Annotated in this window: 16 protein-coding genes, 16 tRNA genes, 2 rRNA genes and 1 other annotated feature; of the genes, 8 read left to right on the forward strand and 26 right to left on the reverse strand. The window is 37.4% G+C overall.

Annotation, left to right across the window (positions count from 1 at the left end):
• Positions 1–8 precede the first annotated feature (8 nt).
• Positions 9–1,550: a carbon-nitrogen hydrolase family protein gene (locus FG384_RS14725; RefSeq protein ID WP_142643369.1), complete on the reverse strand. Its 1,542-nt coding sequence runs from the start codon at positions 1,548–1,550 to the stop codon at positions 9–11.
• Positions 1,551–1,679: 129 nt separating this feature from the next.
• Here FG384_RS14725 and FG384_RS14730 point away from each other — a divergent pair, with 129 nt between their 5' ends.
• From FG384_RS14730 to FG384_RS19870, 4 genes are read left to right on the forward strand one after another with little or no spacing between them, the layout of a single operon-like run.
• Positions 1,680–2,105 carry a disulfide oxidoreductase gene (locus FG384_RS14730; protein ID WP_142643370.1) on the forward strand — a complete coding sequence of 142 codons (426 nt, stop codon included), beginning with the start codon at positions 1,680–1,682 and terminating at the stop codon, positions 2,103–2,105.
• A gap of 2 nt (positions 2,106–2,107) precedes the next feature.
• On the forward strand, positions 2,108–2,578 hold the full coding sequence (locus tag FG384_RS14735; RefSeq protein ID WP_142643371.1) for a thioredoxin family protein: 471 nt from the start codon (positions 2,108–2,110) through the stop codon (positions 2,576–2,578).
• 52 nt (positions 2,579–2,630) lie between these two features.
• Positions 2,631–3,479, forward strand: a complete 849-nt coding sequence (locus FG384_RS14740; RefSeq protein ID WP_142643372.1) for an RluA family pseudouridine synthase — start codon at positions 2,631–2,633, stop codon at positions 3,477–3,479.
• Positions 3,480–3,512: 33 nt separating this feature from the next.
• Entirely contained in the window at positions 3,513–3,674 is a 162-nt protein-coding gene (locus tag FG384_RS19870; protein WP_166462456.1) for a hypothetical protein, read from the forward strand.
• Positions 3,675–4,255: 581 nt separating this feature from the next.
• Here the strand turns inward: FG384_RS19870 and FG384_RS14745 are convergent.
• From FG384_RS14745 to queG, 4 genes are all read right to left on the reverse strand, one after another.
• The gene (locus tag FG384_RS14745; RefSeq protein ID WP_142643373.1) at positions 4,256–5,092 is read right to left on the reverse strand and encodes an aldo/keto reductase; all 837 of its coding nucleotides are present in this window, start codon (positions 5,090–5,092) and stop codon (positions 4,256–4,258) included.
• Between the two features lie 53 nt (positions 5,093–5,145).
• Entirely contained in the window at positions 5,146–5,328 is a 183-nt protein-coding gene (locus FG384_RS14750) for a hypothetical protein (RefSeq protein WP_142643374.1), read from the reverse strand.
• A gap of 321 nt (positions 5,329–5,649) precedes the next feature.
• Positions 5,650–6,123 (reverse strand): tRNA (uridine(34)/cytosine(34)/5-carboxymethylaminomethyluridine(34)-2'-O)-methyltransferase TrmL, encoded by a 474-nt coding sequence (gene trmL, locus FG384_RS14755; protein WP_142643375.1) that lies wholly within the window; start codon positions 6,121–6,123, stop codon positions 5,650–5,652.
• A gap of 12 nt (positions 6,124–6,135) precedes the next feature.
• Positions 6,136–7,275, reverse strand: a complete 1,140-nt coding sequence (gene queG, locus FG384_RS14760; RefSeq protein WP_142643376.1) for a tRNA epoxyqueuosine(34) reductase QueG — start codon at positions 7,273–7,275, stop codon at positions 6,136–6,138.
• A gap of 54 nt (positions 7,276–7,329) precedes the next feature.
• Between queG and FG384_RS14765 the strand changes: the two genes are divergently transcribed.
• The 4 genes from FG384_RS14765 to FG384_RS14780 all read left to right on the forward strand — a co-directional run bounded on the left by FG384_RS14765 (position 7,330) and on the right by FG384_RS14780 (position 9,874).
• Entirely contained in the window at positions 7,330–8,019 is a 690-nt protein-coding gene (locus FG384_RS14765; protein ID WP_142643377.1) for a B3/B4 domain-containing protein, read from the forward strand.
• Between the two features lie 3 nt (positions 8,020–8,022).
• Positions 8,023–8,538: a hypothetical protein gene (locus tag FG384_RS14770; protein WP_142643378.1), complete on the forward strand. Its 516-nt coding sequence runs from the start codon at positions 8,023–8,025 to the stop codon at positions 8,536–8,538.
• Positions 8,539–8,770: 232 nt separating this feature from the next.
• The gene (locus FG384_RS14775) at positions 8,771–9,364 is read left to right on the forward strand and encodes a dienelactone hydrolase family protein (protein WP_142643379.1); all 594 of its coding nucleotides are present in this window, start codon (positions 8,771–8,773) and stop codon (positions 9,362–9,364) included.
• A gap of 117 nt (positions 9,365–9,481) precedes the next feature.
• Positions 9,482–9,874, forward strand: a complete 393-nt coding sequence (locus FG384_RS14780) for a hypothetical protein (RefSeq protein WP_142643380.1) — start codon at positions 9,482–9,484, stop codon at positions 9,872–9,874.
• Positions 9,875–10,868: 994 nt separating this feature from the next.
• Here the strand turns inward: FG384_RS14780 and FG384_RS14785 are convergent.
• The 21 genes from FG384_RS14785 to FG384_RS14885 form a co-directional block, all read right to left on the reverse strand.
• Positions 10,869–11,744 (reverse strand): hypothetical protein, encoded by an 876-nt coding sequence (locus FG384_RS14785; RefSeq protein WP_142643381.1) that lies wholly within the window; start codon positions 11,742–11,744, stop codon positions 10,869–10,871.
• Positions 11,731–12,243 carry an RNA polymerase sigma factor gene (locus FG384_RS14790; protein WP_142643382.1) on the reverse strand — a complete coding sequence of 171 codons (513 nt, stop codon included), beginning with the start codon at positions 12,241–12,243 and terminating at the stop codon, positions 11,731–11,733. The genes FG384_RS14785 and FG384_RS14790 overlap by 14 nt, the downstream gene beginning before the upstream one ends.
• A gap of 137 nt (positions 12,244–12,380) precedes the next feature.
• The gene (gene proS / locus FG384_RS14795) at positions 12,381–13,820 is read right to left on the reverse strand and encodes a proline--tRNA ligase (RefSeq protein ID WP_142643383.1); all 1,440 of its coding nucleotides are present in this window, start codon (positions 13,818–13,820) and stop codon (positions 12,381–12,383) included.
• Positions 13,821–13,926: 106 nt separating this feature from the next.
• Positions 13,927–14,145 (reverse strand) — a binding site (T-box leader).
• 230 nt (positions 14,146–14,375) lie between these two features.
• Positions 14,376–14,457, reverse strand: a tRNA-Leu gene (locus FG384_RS14800).
• Positions 14,458–14,491: 34 nt separating this feature from the next.
• Positions 14,492–14,565, reverse strand: a tRNA-Cys gene (locus tag FG384_RS14805).
• A gap of 11 nt (positions 14,566–14,576) precedes the next feature.
• A tRNA-Gly gene (locus FG384_RS14810) sits at positions 14,577–14,651 on the reverse strand.
• Between the two features lie 7 nt (positions 14,652–14,658).
• A tRNA-Gln gene (locus FG384_RS14815) sits at positions 14,659–14,730 on the reverse strand.
• A gap of 1 nt (position 14,731) precedes the next feature.
• A tRNA-His gene (locus FG384_RS14820) sits at positions 14,732–14,807 on the reverse strand.
• A 38-nt stretch (positions 14,808–14,845) separates the two neighbouring features.
• Positions 14,846–14,921: transfer RNA gene (locus tag FG384_RS14825), tRNA-His, on the reverse strand.
• Positions 14,922–14,945: 24 nt separating this feature from the next.
• Positions 14,946–15,019 (reverse strand) — tRNA-Trp (locus FG384_RS14830).
• A gap of 6 nt (positions 15,020–15,025) precedes the next feature.
• Positions 15,026–15,109 (reverse strand) — tRNA-Tyr (locus FG384_RS14835).
• Between the two features lie 3 nt (positions 15,110–15,112).
• Positions 15,113–15,188, reverse strand: a tRNA-Thr gene (locus FG384_RS14840).
• A 13-nt stretch (positions 15,189–15,201) separates the two neighbouring features.
• A tRNA-Phe gene (locus FG384_RS14845) sits at positions 15,202–15,277 on the reverse strand.
• Between the two features lie 22 nt (positions 15,278–15,299).
• A tRNA-Asp gene (locus FG384_RS14850) sits at positions 15,300–15,375 on the reverse strand.
• A gap of 3 nt (positions 15,376–15,378) precedes the next feature.
• Positions 15,379–15,455: transfer RNA gene (locus tag FG384_RS14855), tRNA-Met, on the reverse strand.
• A 30-nt stretch (positions 15,456–15,485) separates the two neighbouring features.
• A tRNA-Val gene (locus FG384_RS14860) sits at positions 15,486–15,561 on the reverse strand.
• A 26-nt stretch (positions 15,562–15,587) separates the two neighbouring features.
• Positions 15,588–15,662 (reverse strand) — tRNA-Glu (locus tag FG384_RS14865).
• A 23-nt stretch (positions 15,663–15,685) separates the two neighbouring features.
• Positions 15,686–15,777, reverse strand: a tRNA-Ser gene (locus FG384_RS14870).
• A 5-nt stretch (positions 15,778–15,782) separates the two neighbouring features.
• Positions 15,783–15,857: transfer RNA gene (locus FG384_RS14875), tRNA-Asn, on the reverse strand.
• A gap of 10 nt (positions 15,858–15,867) precedes the next feature.
• A 5S ribosomal RNA gene (rrf, locus tag FG384_RS14880) occupies positions 15,868–15,983 on the reverse strand.
• A 125-nt stretch (positions 15,984–16,108) separates the two neighbouring features.
• Positions 16,109–16,232: ribosomal RNA gene (locus tag FG384_RS14885) — 23S ribosomal RNA — on the reverse strand; the annotation flags it as partial.

Consider the following 16,232-nt stretch of genomic DNA (forward strand, 5'->3'; position numbering starts at 1 on the left):
CCCATTCTTCATTTTTTATAATCAATATTATATACATCGTGTCGACGGTCTTTTAAATGTTTAACTGTTCCATCTTGACGTTGTCGTCTTAAAATTTCTAAATCGACATCTCCTATTAACACCATCTCCACATTAGGTTCGGTTTCTCCTACGATACCATCTCGTGCAAATTCAAAATCAGAAGGTGCAAAAATAGCTGATTGTGCGTATTGGATGTCCATGTTTTCCGTTTGAGGTAAGTTTCCAACTGTACCTGAGATGACTGTATAAATTTGATTTTCAATTGCTCTAGCTTGTGCACAATACCGAACTCGTAGATATCCTTGACGATCCTCTGTACAAAACGGAGAGAAAATGATGTTTGCCCCCATATCTGTAGCAATTCTTGCAAGCTCAGGAAATTCAATATCATAACAAATTTGAATAGCAATTTTTCCGCAGTCTGTGTCAAATACTTGTACGGAATCCCCTGCACTAATGCCCCACCATTTACGTTCGTTTGGAGTAATGTGGATTTTATATTGCTTGTCAATCGCACCATCACGATGGAATAAATACGCGATATTATATATTTCTTCATTTTCTTCTTCTACAAAATGAGAGCCAGCAATAATATTAATGTTGTATCGTACAGCTAAATCCGCAAATAATTCCATGTATTGCGGCGTGTATTCCGTTAATTTACGTACTGCTTGACTAGGTGAAGGTTCATCTAGGAATGACATTAACTGTGTTGTAAATATTTCTGGAAACACAACAAAGTCTGATTGTGCATCCGAAGCCACATCAACAAAATACTCACATTGATGTGCAAATTCTTCAAAGGAATTAATTTTGCGCATCATATATTGCACAGCACATATTCGAACCGGATAACTAGTTTTAAAATGACGCTTCGATAGAGGGATGTAGTCTATATTATTCCATTCCATCAATGTAGCATATTTAGCTGATGCTCTATCATCTGGTAAGTAGTTAGGGTTGATACGCATTAATGTGAACCCATTCATCAACTGGAATGTTAATACAGGGTCGTATATTTTATGGCGAGATACAGCCGTTACATATTCCCTAGGCGACATCTCTTTTGCATGTTTATGATAGTTCGGAATACGACCACCAATAATAATTGATTTTAAATTGAATTGTCTAGCAATATCTTTTCTTCCCTCGTATAACCGCTGACCGACCTTCATTCTTCTATAATCAGGATGTACCATCACTTCAATCCCGTATAAATTGTATCCTTCTGGATTATGGTTCGTAATATACCCGGAATCTGTTACATCAGACCATGAATGACGATCATCGTACTCATCAAAATTTATGATTAAACTTGAACAAGATCCAATCACTTTTCCATCTAATTCAGCTACTAATTGCCCTTCTGGAAATATCGTTAAGTGACTGCGTAAATGCGCCACCTCCCAAGGATCCATTCCTGGAAAACAAAGTCGTTGGATTTCTAAAATGGACTCAATATCGGAAAAAGTAGTTTGTCTAATAATCATGCTTTTTTCAAATTGAGATAAATCAAATTCTTCTGACATAATATTCACTCCTCAATTGATCACTGATATTTATTATATAACTCTTTTGTACACAGATAAAATAATTTACATGTTTTCAAAGAACGCTTATACTTTGAGTGGAGTTCAATGAAATAAAAGGAGAAACCTATGACAAAAAAAGTGGAAAATTTAATGTTGTTTATGTGGACAGTGGCTTTTACTGCAACACTTGGGTCCCTATATTTTTCAGAAGTCCGACAGTACGAGCCTTGTGAATTATGTTGGTACCAACGTATTCTAATGTATCCTCTCGTCATAATTTTAGGAGTTGCATATGCACAAAAGAATGCGAAGATAGCAGTCACATCTCTTACTTTCTCAATTATTGGGGCTTGTATTTCAGCATACCACTATAGCATTCAAAAACTAAGCTTTATGCAAGAATCTGCGCCAACTTGTGGTAGAGTTTCTTGTACAGGTGAGTATATTAACTATTTAGGATTTATTACAATTCCATTTTTAGCTTTAGTCGCATTTATTCTCATCATTATTAGTAGTATCTTAGTTTTAAAAAGTATTAAGGGGGAAAAATGAGCATGAAGAAACTAGCCATATTTGGTGGAATTATTATTGCTATTTTCGTATTAATTATTGTATTAAATAGCCAAAAAAATAAAGATTCATTAGCGGACAACCCTTATGACAAAGACAACTTAAGACAGTCTACTATAGATCTAATAAAAGATCCAAACTATCAAAACATTATCCTTCCAGATAAGTTAAAAACGGAAATTTCGAGTGGCAAACCTGTTACTGTATATTTCTTTAGCCCTGAATGTGTTCATTGTAAAGAAATGACTCCAAGATTAGTACCACTTGCAGAAGAAAAAGGTGTAAATATTGTAAAATACAATATACTTGAATATGAACAAGGTTGGGATGATTATTTAATCGAAGCTACTCCAACATTGATTCATTATAAAGATGGAAAAGAAGTAGCTAGAACAGTTGGTTCTCAACCAGATGATAATATTCTAGCATTTTTTGACCAAGTAGTTTTAAAATAATTGGAAAGGTCATGTCTACTGGGCATGGCTTTTTTTTAAAGGAGAGTAATGAATGTTACATACATTAACTTATACAGTGCCAGAAGATGGACTAACAATTGAAGCCATCCTACAACAAAAATGGAAGCTTGGTAAAAAGCTTATTCATGACTTACGAATGCAAAAAGCTGTAACTAACAAAAATGGAGAACTTCTGCAATGGAAATTACCTAATAAAAAAGGCGATGTATTATTATTTTCATGGGAAGGCGAATCATCTAATTATATTTCTTCCGATCAACTTCCGTTGTATATTGCATATGAAGACGAGTACCTATTAATTGCTTCCAAACCACGTGGAGTCACTACTCATCCAAACGAGACTGGTCAAAATCACACTTTGATGAATTTTGTTATGAACTATTTAAAAGGAAAAGGACAAAATTATGGGGAGCATGTCCATCGAATTGATGAAGGAACAAAAGGATTAGTAGTCATTGCCAAAAATCCAATTGTGAAAAGTATGCTAGATCGAATGCTAGAGACAAAAACAATTATTCGTACATATGAAGCAATTGTGGAAGGACAAGTTAAAAATCAGCATGGTACTATACGTGCAGCCATAGGAAATGACCGTCATCACCCTACGAGAAGACGCGTTTCTCCATCTGGTCAACTTGCTATTACACATTTTGAAGTAGTCGGCAGACATCCTGAATTTACGAAAGTTCATGCTATTTTAGAAACAGGACGCACTCACCAAATCCGTGTACATTTTGCCCATTTGGGTCATCCAATTGTGGGAGATGAATTATATGGAGCCAAAAAAACACCGACAAAAATGTATGAACTACATGCATTTCGTGTCCAATTCGCTCATCCAATCACAGGCGAAATGATTGTAGTAGAGGATAAAAGATAGATTCTACAAGGAAATATGAGGGGGATTAATGAAATGGAAGTTTGCCCATTATGTAATCTCGAAGTTCTGAAGGAACAACAAATTGTATTAAAAAATGAAAAATGTATGTTTGTCCAAATACCACAAGAAGTTTTAGTTGGTTCTGGCCTAATAATTCCGATTGAACATCGTGAAAATGTCTTTGAAAGGAATTAGATACTGGCTAAAGGGAAGTCAAAATAAAAGAAGTAATTCGTAAAAAAACAGTATCAGTACTATTTGTCTCTGATACTGTCAGCTTGTCGACAAATGATTTTTATGAATTAAAATGTATTAAGAACATAGTGATTATTGTGCTTTTCCTGTAGCAATCGCTCCAGGCGGGCGCTTTCCGCGGGCTCGCGCCAAGCCTCCTCGGCTTTGCCTACGGGGTCTTGGACTGTCTCGCTGTCCCGCAGGAGTCGCCGCCTTCCGCTTACTTTTTACTTCAATAAACAAAATAAGGACAATTAAAGCCTTTTCACTTGATGAGATGGGATAGTCAATCCGTTATTTTTATCAGATATTCAGAGAAACGTTGATTGATCACAGCATCTTCAGATTTTCACTTTCAACTTTTGAAAAATAGGCAGGGCCCGCCACGGAAAGCGAAGTGGCGGGCCCTGCTGATTCTCTTATACAACTCTATTCATTGTAAAACGAATTTGTCTACAGTCTGACAGTATCAGGACTATTTGTCTCTGATTAATTTAAACACCTGTTTCTTGTGATACATGAACAACTATTATTTGTAATAGTCAAAATTTAAAACTAAAATTATCCGGGTCTGCTCCCGTGCGTTCATTCAAATTAAGAGCATCAATATTTTTCATATCTTCAAATGATAGTTCAAAATCGAAAACGTCTAAGTTTTCTATGATTCTATTAGGAGTAACAGATTTTGGGATAACAATTAGATCATGTTGTAAGTGCCATCGAACAATAATTTGAGCCGGAGACTTATCATACTTTCCACTTATTCTTTTAAGTGTAGGTTCGTTTAGTAAGCCACCTCTAGCAAGTGGTGACCAGGACGTAACTGCGATGCCATTTTCGGCACAATATTCTCGAAGATCAAATTGTGTTAGTCTTGGGTGGCATTCGATTTGGTTGACCATAGGAGCGACATTTGCTTTGGAAGCGATCGCTTCTAAATGGTGTTGATGATGATTAGATACACCAGTTGCACGTATTAGTTTTTCTTCATACAAACGCTCGATTGCGCGATACGTGTCTACGAAAGTCTCTGCTACTGGCCAATGTGTTAAATATAGGTCTACATAATCCATCCCTAAAAGTTTTAATGACTTTTCAAACGCTTTCAGTGTTTGATCATATCCTTGATCTTCATTCCATACTTTTGTCGTAATGAAAATCTCATCTCGGTTTACATTTGAATTTCTAACTGCCTCTCCTACCTCTTTTTCATTATTATAGAGGGAAGCAGTGTCTATATGACGGTAGCCACTATCCAAGGCTGTTGATATTGCTTGAAGGGCTATATCAGGTTCCGTCATTTTATACACACCTAAACCAATTCGTGGCATTTCCACACCGTTTGTTAGTCTTTTTGTAGAATTCATATGTAAATCCATTTCGTTCATCCTTTCGTGAAGAAAATACTACTTTGAGAGTTAAGATTTTAGTGTTAATCGTTCTCTCTCTGTTTTACAGTAGGAGCACCTTCAAACTGTGCTGGATCAGCTGCTCGATGATCTTTCTTTAGCTCATTTTGATCTCTCAGCTTCTCCATTTGCTTTCCTAACAGCTTAACCTCTTCCATATTTGTTGCCATCGAACCGTTTTCTGGACCATTTTTCAAATTACTCATTTAAAAAATCACTCCTTTTCTATATCCTAGTAGAATAATTCGGTGGATGCAACTTTGAAAAGAACGATTTTCGACATAATTTCAATTTTACCCATTATTTCTTTTTAGAACAAATTAGGGTATACTTAGTTCAGAATATACTAGAGGAGGCGCTCAAGATGAAATTAATCATTATGCTTGGCGTTTGTGTGACATTCCTTGCAGCGATTTTCAAAGCAGGATACGAAGACAAACCAGGTGCATCAAAAAAATAAACGATATAAAAACGGACGAGTCCCAATTGACTACGTCCGTTTTTTTCATCACTATACAGCCTCATTTTTAGTGCAAGTTAGGGTAATCCTGCTGTCTTAATGCTTCGTAAATAAGAATTGCTGCTGTATTTGATAAGTTTAATGAACGTATATTATCGTTCATCGGGATTCTCAAAGCACGATCTTGGTTAGCGTCAATCAAATCTCTTGGAAGTCCTTTTGTTTCTCTTCCAAAAACGAAAAAATGATCTTTCTCTTTATCACTATAATTATAAGTTGTATGAGGCTTTGAACCAAACTTCGTTAAGTAATAAAACTCGCCTTTTGGATGTGCTGCAAAAAATTCCTCTAATCCATCGTAATACGTAATATCTACATGCTCCCAATAATCTAGCCCTGCACGCTTTAACATTTTATCATCTGTTGAAAAACCAAGTGGTCTTATTAAATGTAATTTCGCCCCTGTTCCTGCACATGTTCTAGCGATATTCCCTGTGTTCGCTGGGATTTCTGGTTGATATAATACGATATGAATACCCAAAATTTCCACTTCCTATTTCTCAATTTTATAAAATTGAAGTCCTTTATTAATCTCTTTTAGAACTTCCTCCACTACTTCCGTTTGTTCCGCTTTTTTTAATGCTGTTAATCCTTCTTCAGAGTTAATTTTACCAATTGCCCATGCGGCTGTTCCCCTAATAACTGGGCGTGGATCATTCTCCAATAACTGGATAAGAACTGGAACTGCTGACACTTCTTTAAAATGTGCAAGAGCAAGTATGGCATTCCGTTGAATGGGATTCTTACCTCTCCATGCTCCAGACATATGGCCGTATGTTTCTTTGAACGAACGATTTGTCATACTTAATAAAGGAACTAGCAATGGTTTGACAAGCTCTGGGTCTGGCTTAAATGCTGATTGATGCATGTTTGCTTTTCCTTTATTTTTCGGACAAATTGTTTGGCATGTGTCACATCCATAAATTCGGTTTCCTATTTTTGTTCGGAATTCATCTGGAACGATCGTTTTCGTTTGAGTTACAAATGCGATACATCTTTGCGCATCTAACTGCCCGCCCTGTATTAAAGCTCCCGTAGGACAAATATCTAAACAGAGTGTACAATCCCCACATTGATCTTCCATCTGTTCACTCGGAGCAAATGGAATCGAAGTAATCATCTCACCTAAATACACATACGAACCAAATTCAGGTGTAATAATCGAACAGTTTTTCGCACTCCAGCCAATACCAGCTCGTTCTGCAACTGCTCGATCAGAAAGTTCACCCGTGTCAACCATCGAACGCAACCTTGCATCTGGTATATGCGTTAATATAAATAACTCTAAAAGTGCAAGTTTTTCTCGCAAAACAGTATGATAATCAGTGCCCCATGAAGCTCTGGCAAAAATTCCACGCCTTGCGCCTTTAACACTTTGCGGTGCGTCCTTCATTTTCGAAGGGTAGGCAATGGCAATGGCAATAATACTTTCTGCTTCCGAAAGTAAAAGCTCAGGATGTGTTCTTTTGTTAATGTCCGACTCTTCAAAACCAGAAGCATATCCAAGCTCTTGCTGACGAATTAATCTATTTTTTAATTCACGAAATGGAGAGGCAGAAGTAAATCCAATTTTATCAATTCCAATGGTGGCTGCATATTCTATTAGTTGCTGTTGAAACTGATTGATATTCACAAATGATCTCCTTTCTTATGCTACACTATAGAAAAATGTGTAAGGATGGTCGGTATGATAATAAAACTAGATGATTCTTTATTTCAAATGGAACCCAATTTTAAATTAGGCATTCTTCATTATAACAAAATTGTCGTTTCCTCTTCCCCTCAAATGCTTAAAGGAAGACTCCAATTATTCCAAGAGCAGCTTTTTTTTGAAATGGAAGATAAAGCCGTTACAGAATTCGATGGAATAAAAGAGTGGCGAGCTCTATGGAAAAAGTTTGGAGCAGACCCTAATCGGTATCGCCATTCTGCTGAAGCATTATATCGAAGAATTGCAAAACAAAATTATATCACACCTTTACATTCAGCTGTTGATCTAAATAATTTCTTCTCTATGCAATATGAAATTCCTATGGGAATATACGATTTAGAAAAGATACAAGGAGATATTACCATCTCTATTGGCAATGAAGAGACGACTTATACAGGCTTAAATGGTCGTGAAAACAAATTACATAACATACTTTCACTTCACGATACTGTTGGAGCTTTTGGTAGTCCATTTGTTGACTCGGTTCGAACTTCTACAACAGAAGAAACTACAGATGCAATTCAAATTGTCTTCCTTCGACCTTCCATGGAAATAGAGGAAGGACAAAAATTACTTGCTTCAATTGGTACGATGTTCACACAAATCCACGGAGGAGAGGCGCTCTCCACTATACTAAACGTTGACAATAAAGAATGGAGGATTTGAACTATGCCACATATTTCATTAGCTGAAGGGGTAAAGTTAAAAAGTATATTATTGAAAAGGGTACATGAACTGGAAGAAGAAATTATGCGAGTTGCATTTACGATCGTGGAGAAAGATATTGCTCCAGAAATAGGCCCTCGTACAGTAGCTGTAGTAGATAACGAACTTACCGAAACACGAAAAGATATTCGGACATTAGATCGACTAATTTATGAAGCGAATGTAACTAATAAAGTAATGTTTAAAGAAAAAGCATATACGATTGTAGAAGCAATCGAACTAGCTACACAAATGCGTGCCCAAGCAAAAATTTATAAACAATTAGGTGCAGCTGAAAAACAAAGAGTTCAATACGGATATGGGGATGGTACTACTTATGTACAAATTGCCTTATTTAATCCGGAAGAATATCGCATGAATGCATTACAATATGAAAAAGATGCAAACAAGTTATCTAACATCATTAATGCAAAAAACTATACCATTTCCATTGATTTTGATGATGCAAAATATGCATAACCTTGATAAGGTGAGACTCCTTATCAAGGCATAGTTAGGAAATCACTCTCAAATTAATAGTAGGCAAACCAATGACCTCTTACTATTTACTTTGTGACCAATGACTAATGACTACCCATTTGCAAATGCAAACGATACCCAATTAGTGTACTTTTCGATTTTCTACTATGAGAAACGCTCTTTCCCCTTTTGGGAGGAGCGTTTTTTTAAAATTTTCATGGAGGACTGAAAAATGCTCAGCATACAGAACAAGAATGACACTGCGATTATAGTAGTACATGAAATATACGGAATAAACAAACATATGAAAACGGTTTGTGAGATGCTCTCACTTCATGGATTTGATGTTTTTTGTCCAAATTTATTAGATAAAAAGCCGTTCGACTATTCGGAAGAAGCATTTGCTTACGACTACTTTATGGAAACGATAGGTTTTACAAAAGCATCCAACAAAATAAAGGATGTTTTAATAGAGGCCAAAAAGACATATAAAAAAGTTTTTATCGTTGGTTTTAGTGTAGGTGCAACTATTGCATGGCTATGCAGTGAGGAGTGTAGTGTAGATGGAATTGTCGGATACTATGGATCTCGCATTAGAAATTATGTAGATTTATCTCCAAGATGTGCTGCGTTATTATTTTTTCCAGAAGAAGAAAAATCATTTCATGTGGATGGGCTTATAGAGATATTAACTAATAAGCAAATCGAGGTACATAAATTACAAGGGCAGCATGGGTTTAGTGATCCTAACTCATTGAAATATAACGAAGACTCCGCACAGAATGCTTTTAAAGACATGCTTTGCTTTATTAATAGCCTTACGTAACACTTTAAATATATTAATAATAAAAGAGGTATGCAACTGCATAAAATAAGTTATCTCAAAGATTTTAAAGCTTACATTTTATTATTCAATTAAATTTCAAATAGAAAGGATGTTATATTGGCTTATTCAAAACTATCTTTATCTTTAAGAAGCATAGCCGGCTTATTAATACTTGTATACGGAACTTCTATTTTATACGGATTATTGTTTGGGAAATATTTAATGGTCGACGGATTAATGGATATAAATTATTTACTTCTATTTCTATTTTGTGCTGTGCCTATCGTATTAGGTATTTTTATAAATAATAATAATGCTTTAAATATGATTTTAATGATTAGTTTATTTTTCGGTACTCTTTTTATTCTCGTCCACGGTGCGCTTGTTTTCTCTGTACTTGAAATGACGACTGAAATATTAGCTCGAATTTTAACTGTAATCCCTATAAGTGCTTTAATTATAGTTGTAGTATCCTATTTTGTCATAGATAGAGAGCATGCTACAAATTGATGAAAGAGGCTGTCCCAAAAGTGACTTTTGAGGATAGCCTCTTTCTATGTTAGTAATCATCCTGTTGTTTTGCCAAGCATGCGCTCGCTTTCCGCGGACGAACTATCAAGCCTCCTCGCTCGTACCTCACTGTGGGGTCTTGCCAGTCCGTTTTTCCGCAGGAGTCTCGCTCATGCTTCTCCAAACAATAGAAACTGAACGAGTTTATGGAATCTCTCTTAAAAATGAATAGAATAAAATCGCCACTGCTTGTAAGTTGAAGTTTCTACATAAACATTCTAAAGGGTTTGTCCCAAAAGTGACTTTTGAGGATAGCCCATTCCCTGTTAGTTATCCTCCTGTTTTCCGAAGCATGCACTCGCTTTCCGCGGACGAACTAGTCAAGCCTTATCGTTCGTACCTCGAGGACACTGAAAAAGTCTCTATAATTCGACTTAGCCAGATGGGTTGTCCAATTAATAAGAAAATCGTTGAAACGGCTCCCTTTCCGGAGGCCACTGAAAAAGTCACTTTTTTTCAAAAAATAAAAACGAAATCCCATAATTTCTTCACTTTTTAGGGTGTTTATGGGGACGTCATGTCAATTTTGATACAAATATACTTCTCAAGTGGTGACTTTATTTTCTGAATATTGGTTTTTCAGTGGCCTCCCTTTCCGCGGGCGTTGCCTCAGACTCCTCGCTTCGCTGTGGGGTCTTCGACTAACGCTTTTCCCGCAGGAGTGTCGCCTTTTTCAACGATTTTCTAGAAATACAAAAGTATTTTCCTTAAAAAATAAAATAGACAGTTTTTCAGTGCCCTCCGAACCTGATTGCGGTGTCTTGGCAGCCCGTTTTTCCGTAGGAGTCTCCCATATGCTTCTCCAAATAATGAATATCGAGGGTTTTATTGAATCTTAATTAAAAATGAAAAATAAAGAATCGTTGATGCAATTCCTATGGAAAAGAGCAGCTACAACAATTTTTCTTACTTATTGGACAGTCCATTTCATTTATTAATTCTCAAATAATCCTGTTTTCTCTCCATCAATCATAAGCCACCAGGTTCCCTGCTTATGGAACGTAAGTTTACCAGAATAATAATAGATACTTTGTAATGCCGAAGCATCTATTGCATTTCCTGTTCGATTAAAAGTTACGCTTTCTACCACATTCCCATTTTTATCTACCAGCTTCACTTCTATTTTTTCTTTTTCTCCAATTGTGCTTTCTAAAGAAACTTCATATGCTTCACCAAGTGGAATTTCCTTAGGAGAGTCAAACATCGTGTAATGCTCAGTTTTAGGAAATGGCGGGAATACGTTAATAGTAAATGCTTCGAATAGTTCATCTTCCACATAAAACGATAACTGCCATTTCCCCTCTGTTGGAAATGGAACAAAGCTAGTTAATGAATGGGCATCCTCACTATAGAGACCACTTGAAAGCATCCCTTGTGACAACTCAACTTTTTTCCCTTTAGTATTCTCCGCTTCTACACGATAACTCTTTCCAACAAGCTCATTCGCATCTCCCCAGAAGTAAAGCATTACCTTTGCTCCTCTTCTCCTATCTTCTGCGACAAATTGTTCGTTAGAAGCAAGAATTCCTAACTTCCCTTCTACTCCAAGGACCGCTTGGTTTCTATCTGGTAGTGTAAAAACTGCACCAGACTGTGCACTCAATTTGTTATAATCCTCTTTCGTTAAAAAAAGAAATAATAGCACTGTGCAAATTCCTATGAGAGTAATTATTGGTGGAGCGAACACTAATTTCTTAGAAGAAGTTTGCTTCGATCTAATGCTATTTAATATTCTCTCTTTTTGTTCTTTCTTTAATGAATACTTTGGAAGCTTATTCAGCTTCTTTTCCAAGTTATTAAAATCCTCCATATTCATACCCCTCCTTCTCCATTAGAATCTTCAGCTTTTTTAAGGAGCGGTAATACATCACATTTACATAATTCTCTTTACTTTTCATCACTTTACTAACTTCTTTCGAGGATATATCCATGATCCCTCTTAAAATAATTACTTCTTTATACTGCTTTGGAAGCTTGTTAATTGCTTTATACAAATTAATACTTTCCTGGTTCATTATGACGGTCTGTTCCGTATCAATGGAGAAGCTTCGTTCTTGTAAAAACAAATCCTTTACTTTGTTCCATACTTTATTTTTCCGGTAGTGATCTATTACCATGTTTCTAGCGATAGATATTAACCAAGTTTTTGGGTGTGAGTTCTCGTTAAATTTTGTAATTTTGTTCAGTGCTCTAAGGAAAGTTTCTTGTACTAAATCTTCAACATCCATAGTTCCAGTGTAGTAAATTAAAAAACTAGTAATATCTCTTTCATATAGATCGAACCATTTTTCAATCCTATCTCTTTCCAAGGGATCCCCCCTTTCTCTATTTATTAGACGATTTCATTTCATTTATCTTACATGTTTTTTGAAAATTCTTTAAGTAAAATAAAAAAATCAACCATCCGAAAAGCGATGGTTGATCTTTTAGACTTACTAGTATTTAATTAATACGCACGACCGAACCAAACAGTATGCTTCGATTCTTTACCACAGTTGATACATGTAGATTTTGTAGCCGGTGGGTTGAATGGAATATTACGAGTTGTGAATTTTGTTTCTGCTTTTACATTTTCTTCACAAGCATCATCTCCACACCAACCTGCAAGAATCCAGCCTGGAATTTCCTCATTGTCCGTTGAGTCTGTAATATGTTTTGATAACTGTTCCAATGAATCAACATGTGTATGAGAGTGCTTTTCACGGAATGCACGTGCTTTTTCTAACAAGCGTGATTGCATTGTTTTTAATTCTGCTTCGATAGCCTCCACTAAATTAGGGATGTCTACGGATACTTTATCCGATTCATCACGTGCTTTCATTAAAGCTTGGTTATTTTCTAAATCACGTGGTCCTAATTCCACTCGAACTGGAACACCTTTTAGCTCCCACTCATTAAATTTATAGCCAGGAGATTGATCCGAATCATCTAGACGTACTCGAATACCCTTTGCCTTTAAGTCTGCATAGACTTCATCTAATTTCTCCATAATAGCAGGGTTCTTCTTCCAAGGTCCAACTGGAATTAATACAACTTGAGTTGGCGCTACACGTGGTGGTAAAACAAGACCTTGTTCGTCACCATGGACCATAATAACAGAACCGATTAAACGTGTAGACGTTCCCCATGAAGTTGTATGCACATGTTGGTGTTTGTTTTCTTTGTTTAAGTATTTAATATCGAATGCTTCAGCGAATTTTGTTCCTAAGTAATGTGATGTACCTGCTTGAACAGCTTTCCCGTCCTTCATCATTGCTTCAATCGAATACGTATCTACAGCTCCAGCAAAACGCTCTGATGGTGTTTTTTGACCATCATATACCGGAATAGCAAGCAGTTCTTCTACTACTTCCTTATAAATGTTTAACATTTGCATAGTTTCTTTACGAGCTTCTTCTTCATCAATATGAGCAGTATGTCCTTCTTGCCATAAAAATTCAGAAGTACGGATAAACGGCAATGTTTTCTTTTCCCAACGGAATACATTTGCCCATTGGTTTATTAATACTGGTAGATCTCGGTAGCTTTTAATCCAGTCAGAATACAAATGACCAATCATCGTTTCAGAAGTTGGGCGAAGTGCTAGACGCTCTTCTAATTTCTCACCAGCAGCTTCTGTTACCCATGGAAGCTCAGGAGAAAATCCTTCGATATGATCCTTTTCTTTTTGGAAGAAAGATTCAGGAATAAGCATTGGGAAATAAGCATTACGATGTCCTGTCTCTTTAAAACGTCGATCCATTTCTGCTTGAATATGCTCCCAAATCTCAAAGCCATCTGGTTTAAACGCAATACATCCACGAACAGGAGTATAATCCATTAAATCTGCTTTTTGAATTGTTTCAATGTACCATTTTGTAAAATCGTTTTGTTGTTGATTTGTCATTACATAATTCCTCCTAGTATTAATAGCGGAAGCGCCTCGCTCTACTGTTCTTCAACGATGAGTCGCTTCAACTAGATAAAATATAAAAAGCACAAAGCTGTCCTTATGAAAGGACGTCTTTGTGCTGAATAGACGTGGTACCACCTTAGTTTAGCTAAAAAATAGTTTTTAGCCCTCTAAACGTTTGATAACGAGAACGACTCGGTTATGTTTGCATAACATCTCTGTGGTAGGTTTCAACAAGAAGCGGTGATATAGCTCTCAGCAAGTTGCTATATTTTCTGTTTCACAATTCTCATTTACTTGATCACTTCAAAGACTGTATATTACTTATAATATACCAAATACTCGCAGTTAATACAATCTGGTTTCATTCTTCTCTAAGTAATATTATATTATTCTATTTGTTCTTCAATGACATCATTATGCATACCCTCAATTGAACAATAGCATTTTTATAAAAGTCCTATAAGGTTTGCTGGTATTTTTAAAATTTCGAAGTAAATAAAAAAAGACAGGCTAAGCTAGCCTGTCTAAATCATTTTACTACATTGATACCGGTGGTCGGGGTCGAACCGACACTCCTCACGGAACGGGATTTTGAGTCCCGCGCGTCTGCCAATTCCGCCACACCGGCAAAGTAAAAGTGTTTAAAGTTATAATATTAAAATTGGAGGCGGCAACCGGATTTGAACCGGTGATAAAGGTGTTGCAGACCTGTGCCTTACCACTTGGCTATGCCGCCTTAAGAAATAATGGAGCGGAAGACGAGGTTCGAACTCGCGACCCCCACCTTGGCAAGGTGGTGTTCTACCACTGAACTACTTCCGCAAAAAAACTGGGGTACCTGGATTCGAACCAGGGCATGACGGAATCAAAATCCGTTGCCTTACCGCTTGGCTATACCCCAATGGGGCGACTGATGGGAATTGAACCCACGAATGCCGGAATCACAATCCGGTGCGTTAACCACTTCGCCACAATCGCCATTATTAAATAAAAAAAGAGCTAACTCAAAAGGAATATGGGGCGACTGATGGGAATTGAACCCACGAATGTCGGAATCACAATCCGATGCGTTAACCACTTCGCCACAACCGCCATTATTCAAGTTAACTTATAAATTGGCAGGGGCAGTAGGAATCGAACCCACATCAAAGGTTTTGGAGACCTCTATTCTACCGTTAAACTATGCCCCTAAAAACTGGTGGAGGGGGACGGATTCGAACCGCCGAACCCTAAGGAGCGGATTTACAGTCCGCCGCGTTTAGCCACTTCGCTACCCCTCCAAGTGGTGCCGGAGAAAGGACTTGAACCCTCAACCTACTGATTACAAGTCAGTTGCTCTACCAGTTGAGCTACTCCGGCGTTAAGAAAAATATGGTGGCTCAGGACGGAATCGAACCGCCGACACAAGGATTTTCAGTCCTTTGCTCTACCGACTGAGCTACTGAGCCACATATGTATTTTTAAGAAAAATGGCGGTCCCGACCGGGATCGAACCGGCGATCTCCTGCGTGACAGGCAGGCATGTTAACCGCTACACCACGGGACCATTTGGTTGCGGGGACAGGATTTGAACCTGTGACCTTCGGGTTATGAGCCCGACGAGCTACCGAACTGCTCCACCCCGCGACAATAATATAATTGTAATTTCACTTTATATGGTGGAGGATGACGGGCTCGAACCGCCGACCCTCTGCTTGTAAGGCAGATGCTCTCCCAGCTGAGCTAATCCTCCAATAAAACACTGGTTTATACTTTAAATGGTGACCCCTACGGGATTCGAACCCGTGTTACCGCCGTGAAAGGGCGGTGTCTTAACCGCTTGACCAAGGGGCCATTATGTAAGTGAGAATATATTCTGGCGGAGAGCAAGGGATTTGAACCCTTGAGACAGTGTTACCCGCCTACACGATTTCCAATCGTGCTCCTTCGGCCACTCGGACAGCTCTCCAAAAATGGCTCCGAAGGTAGGACTCGAACCTACGACCAATCGGTTAACAGCCGATTGCTCTACCACTGAGCTACTTCGGAATATTATTATGCCTAGCGACGTCCTACTCTCACAGGGGGAAACCCCCAACTACCATCGGCGCTGAAGAGCTTAACTTCCGTGTTCGGTATGGAAACGGGTGTGACCTCTTCGCCTTCATCACTAGACATATTAATTTGAAAGACAATATTTATTATATCATAATTTAATAACTTTTTCAAGTGTTTAATTAAAATATTTTTCATGTTCTTTCAAAACTAGATAAACGAGACATTGACAATCAAATTCATATTTGGTTAAGTCCTCGATCGATTAGTATTCGTCAGCTGCACGTGTCGCCACGCTTCCACCCCGAACCTATCTACCTCATCGTCTTTGAGGGATCTTACTTACTTGCGTAATGGGAAATCTCATCT

It is taken from the genome of Psychrobacillus vulpis (assembly GCF_006861825.1).
GTDB lineage: Bacteria > Bacillota > Bacilli > Bacillales_A > Planococcaceae > Psychrobacillus > Psychrobacillus vulpis.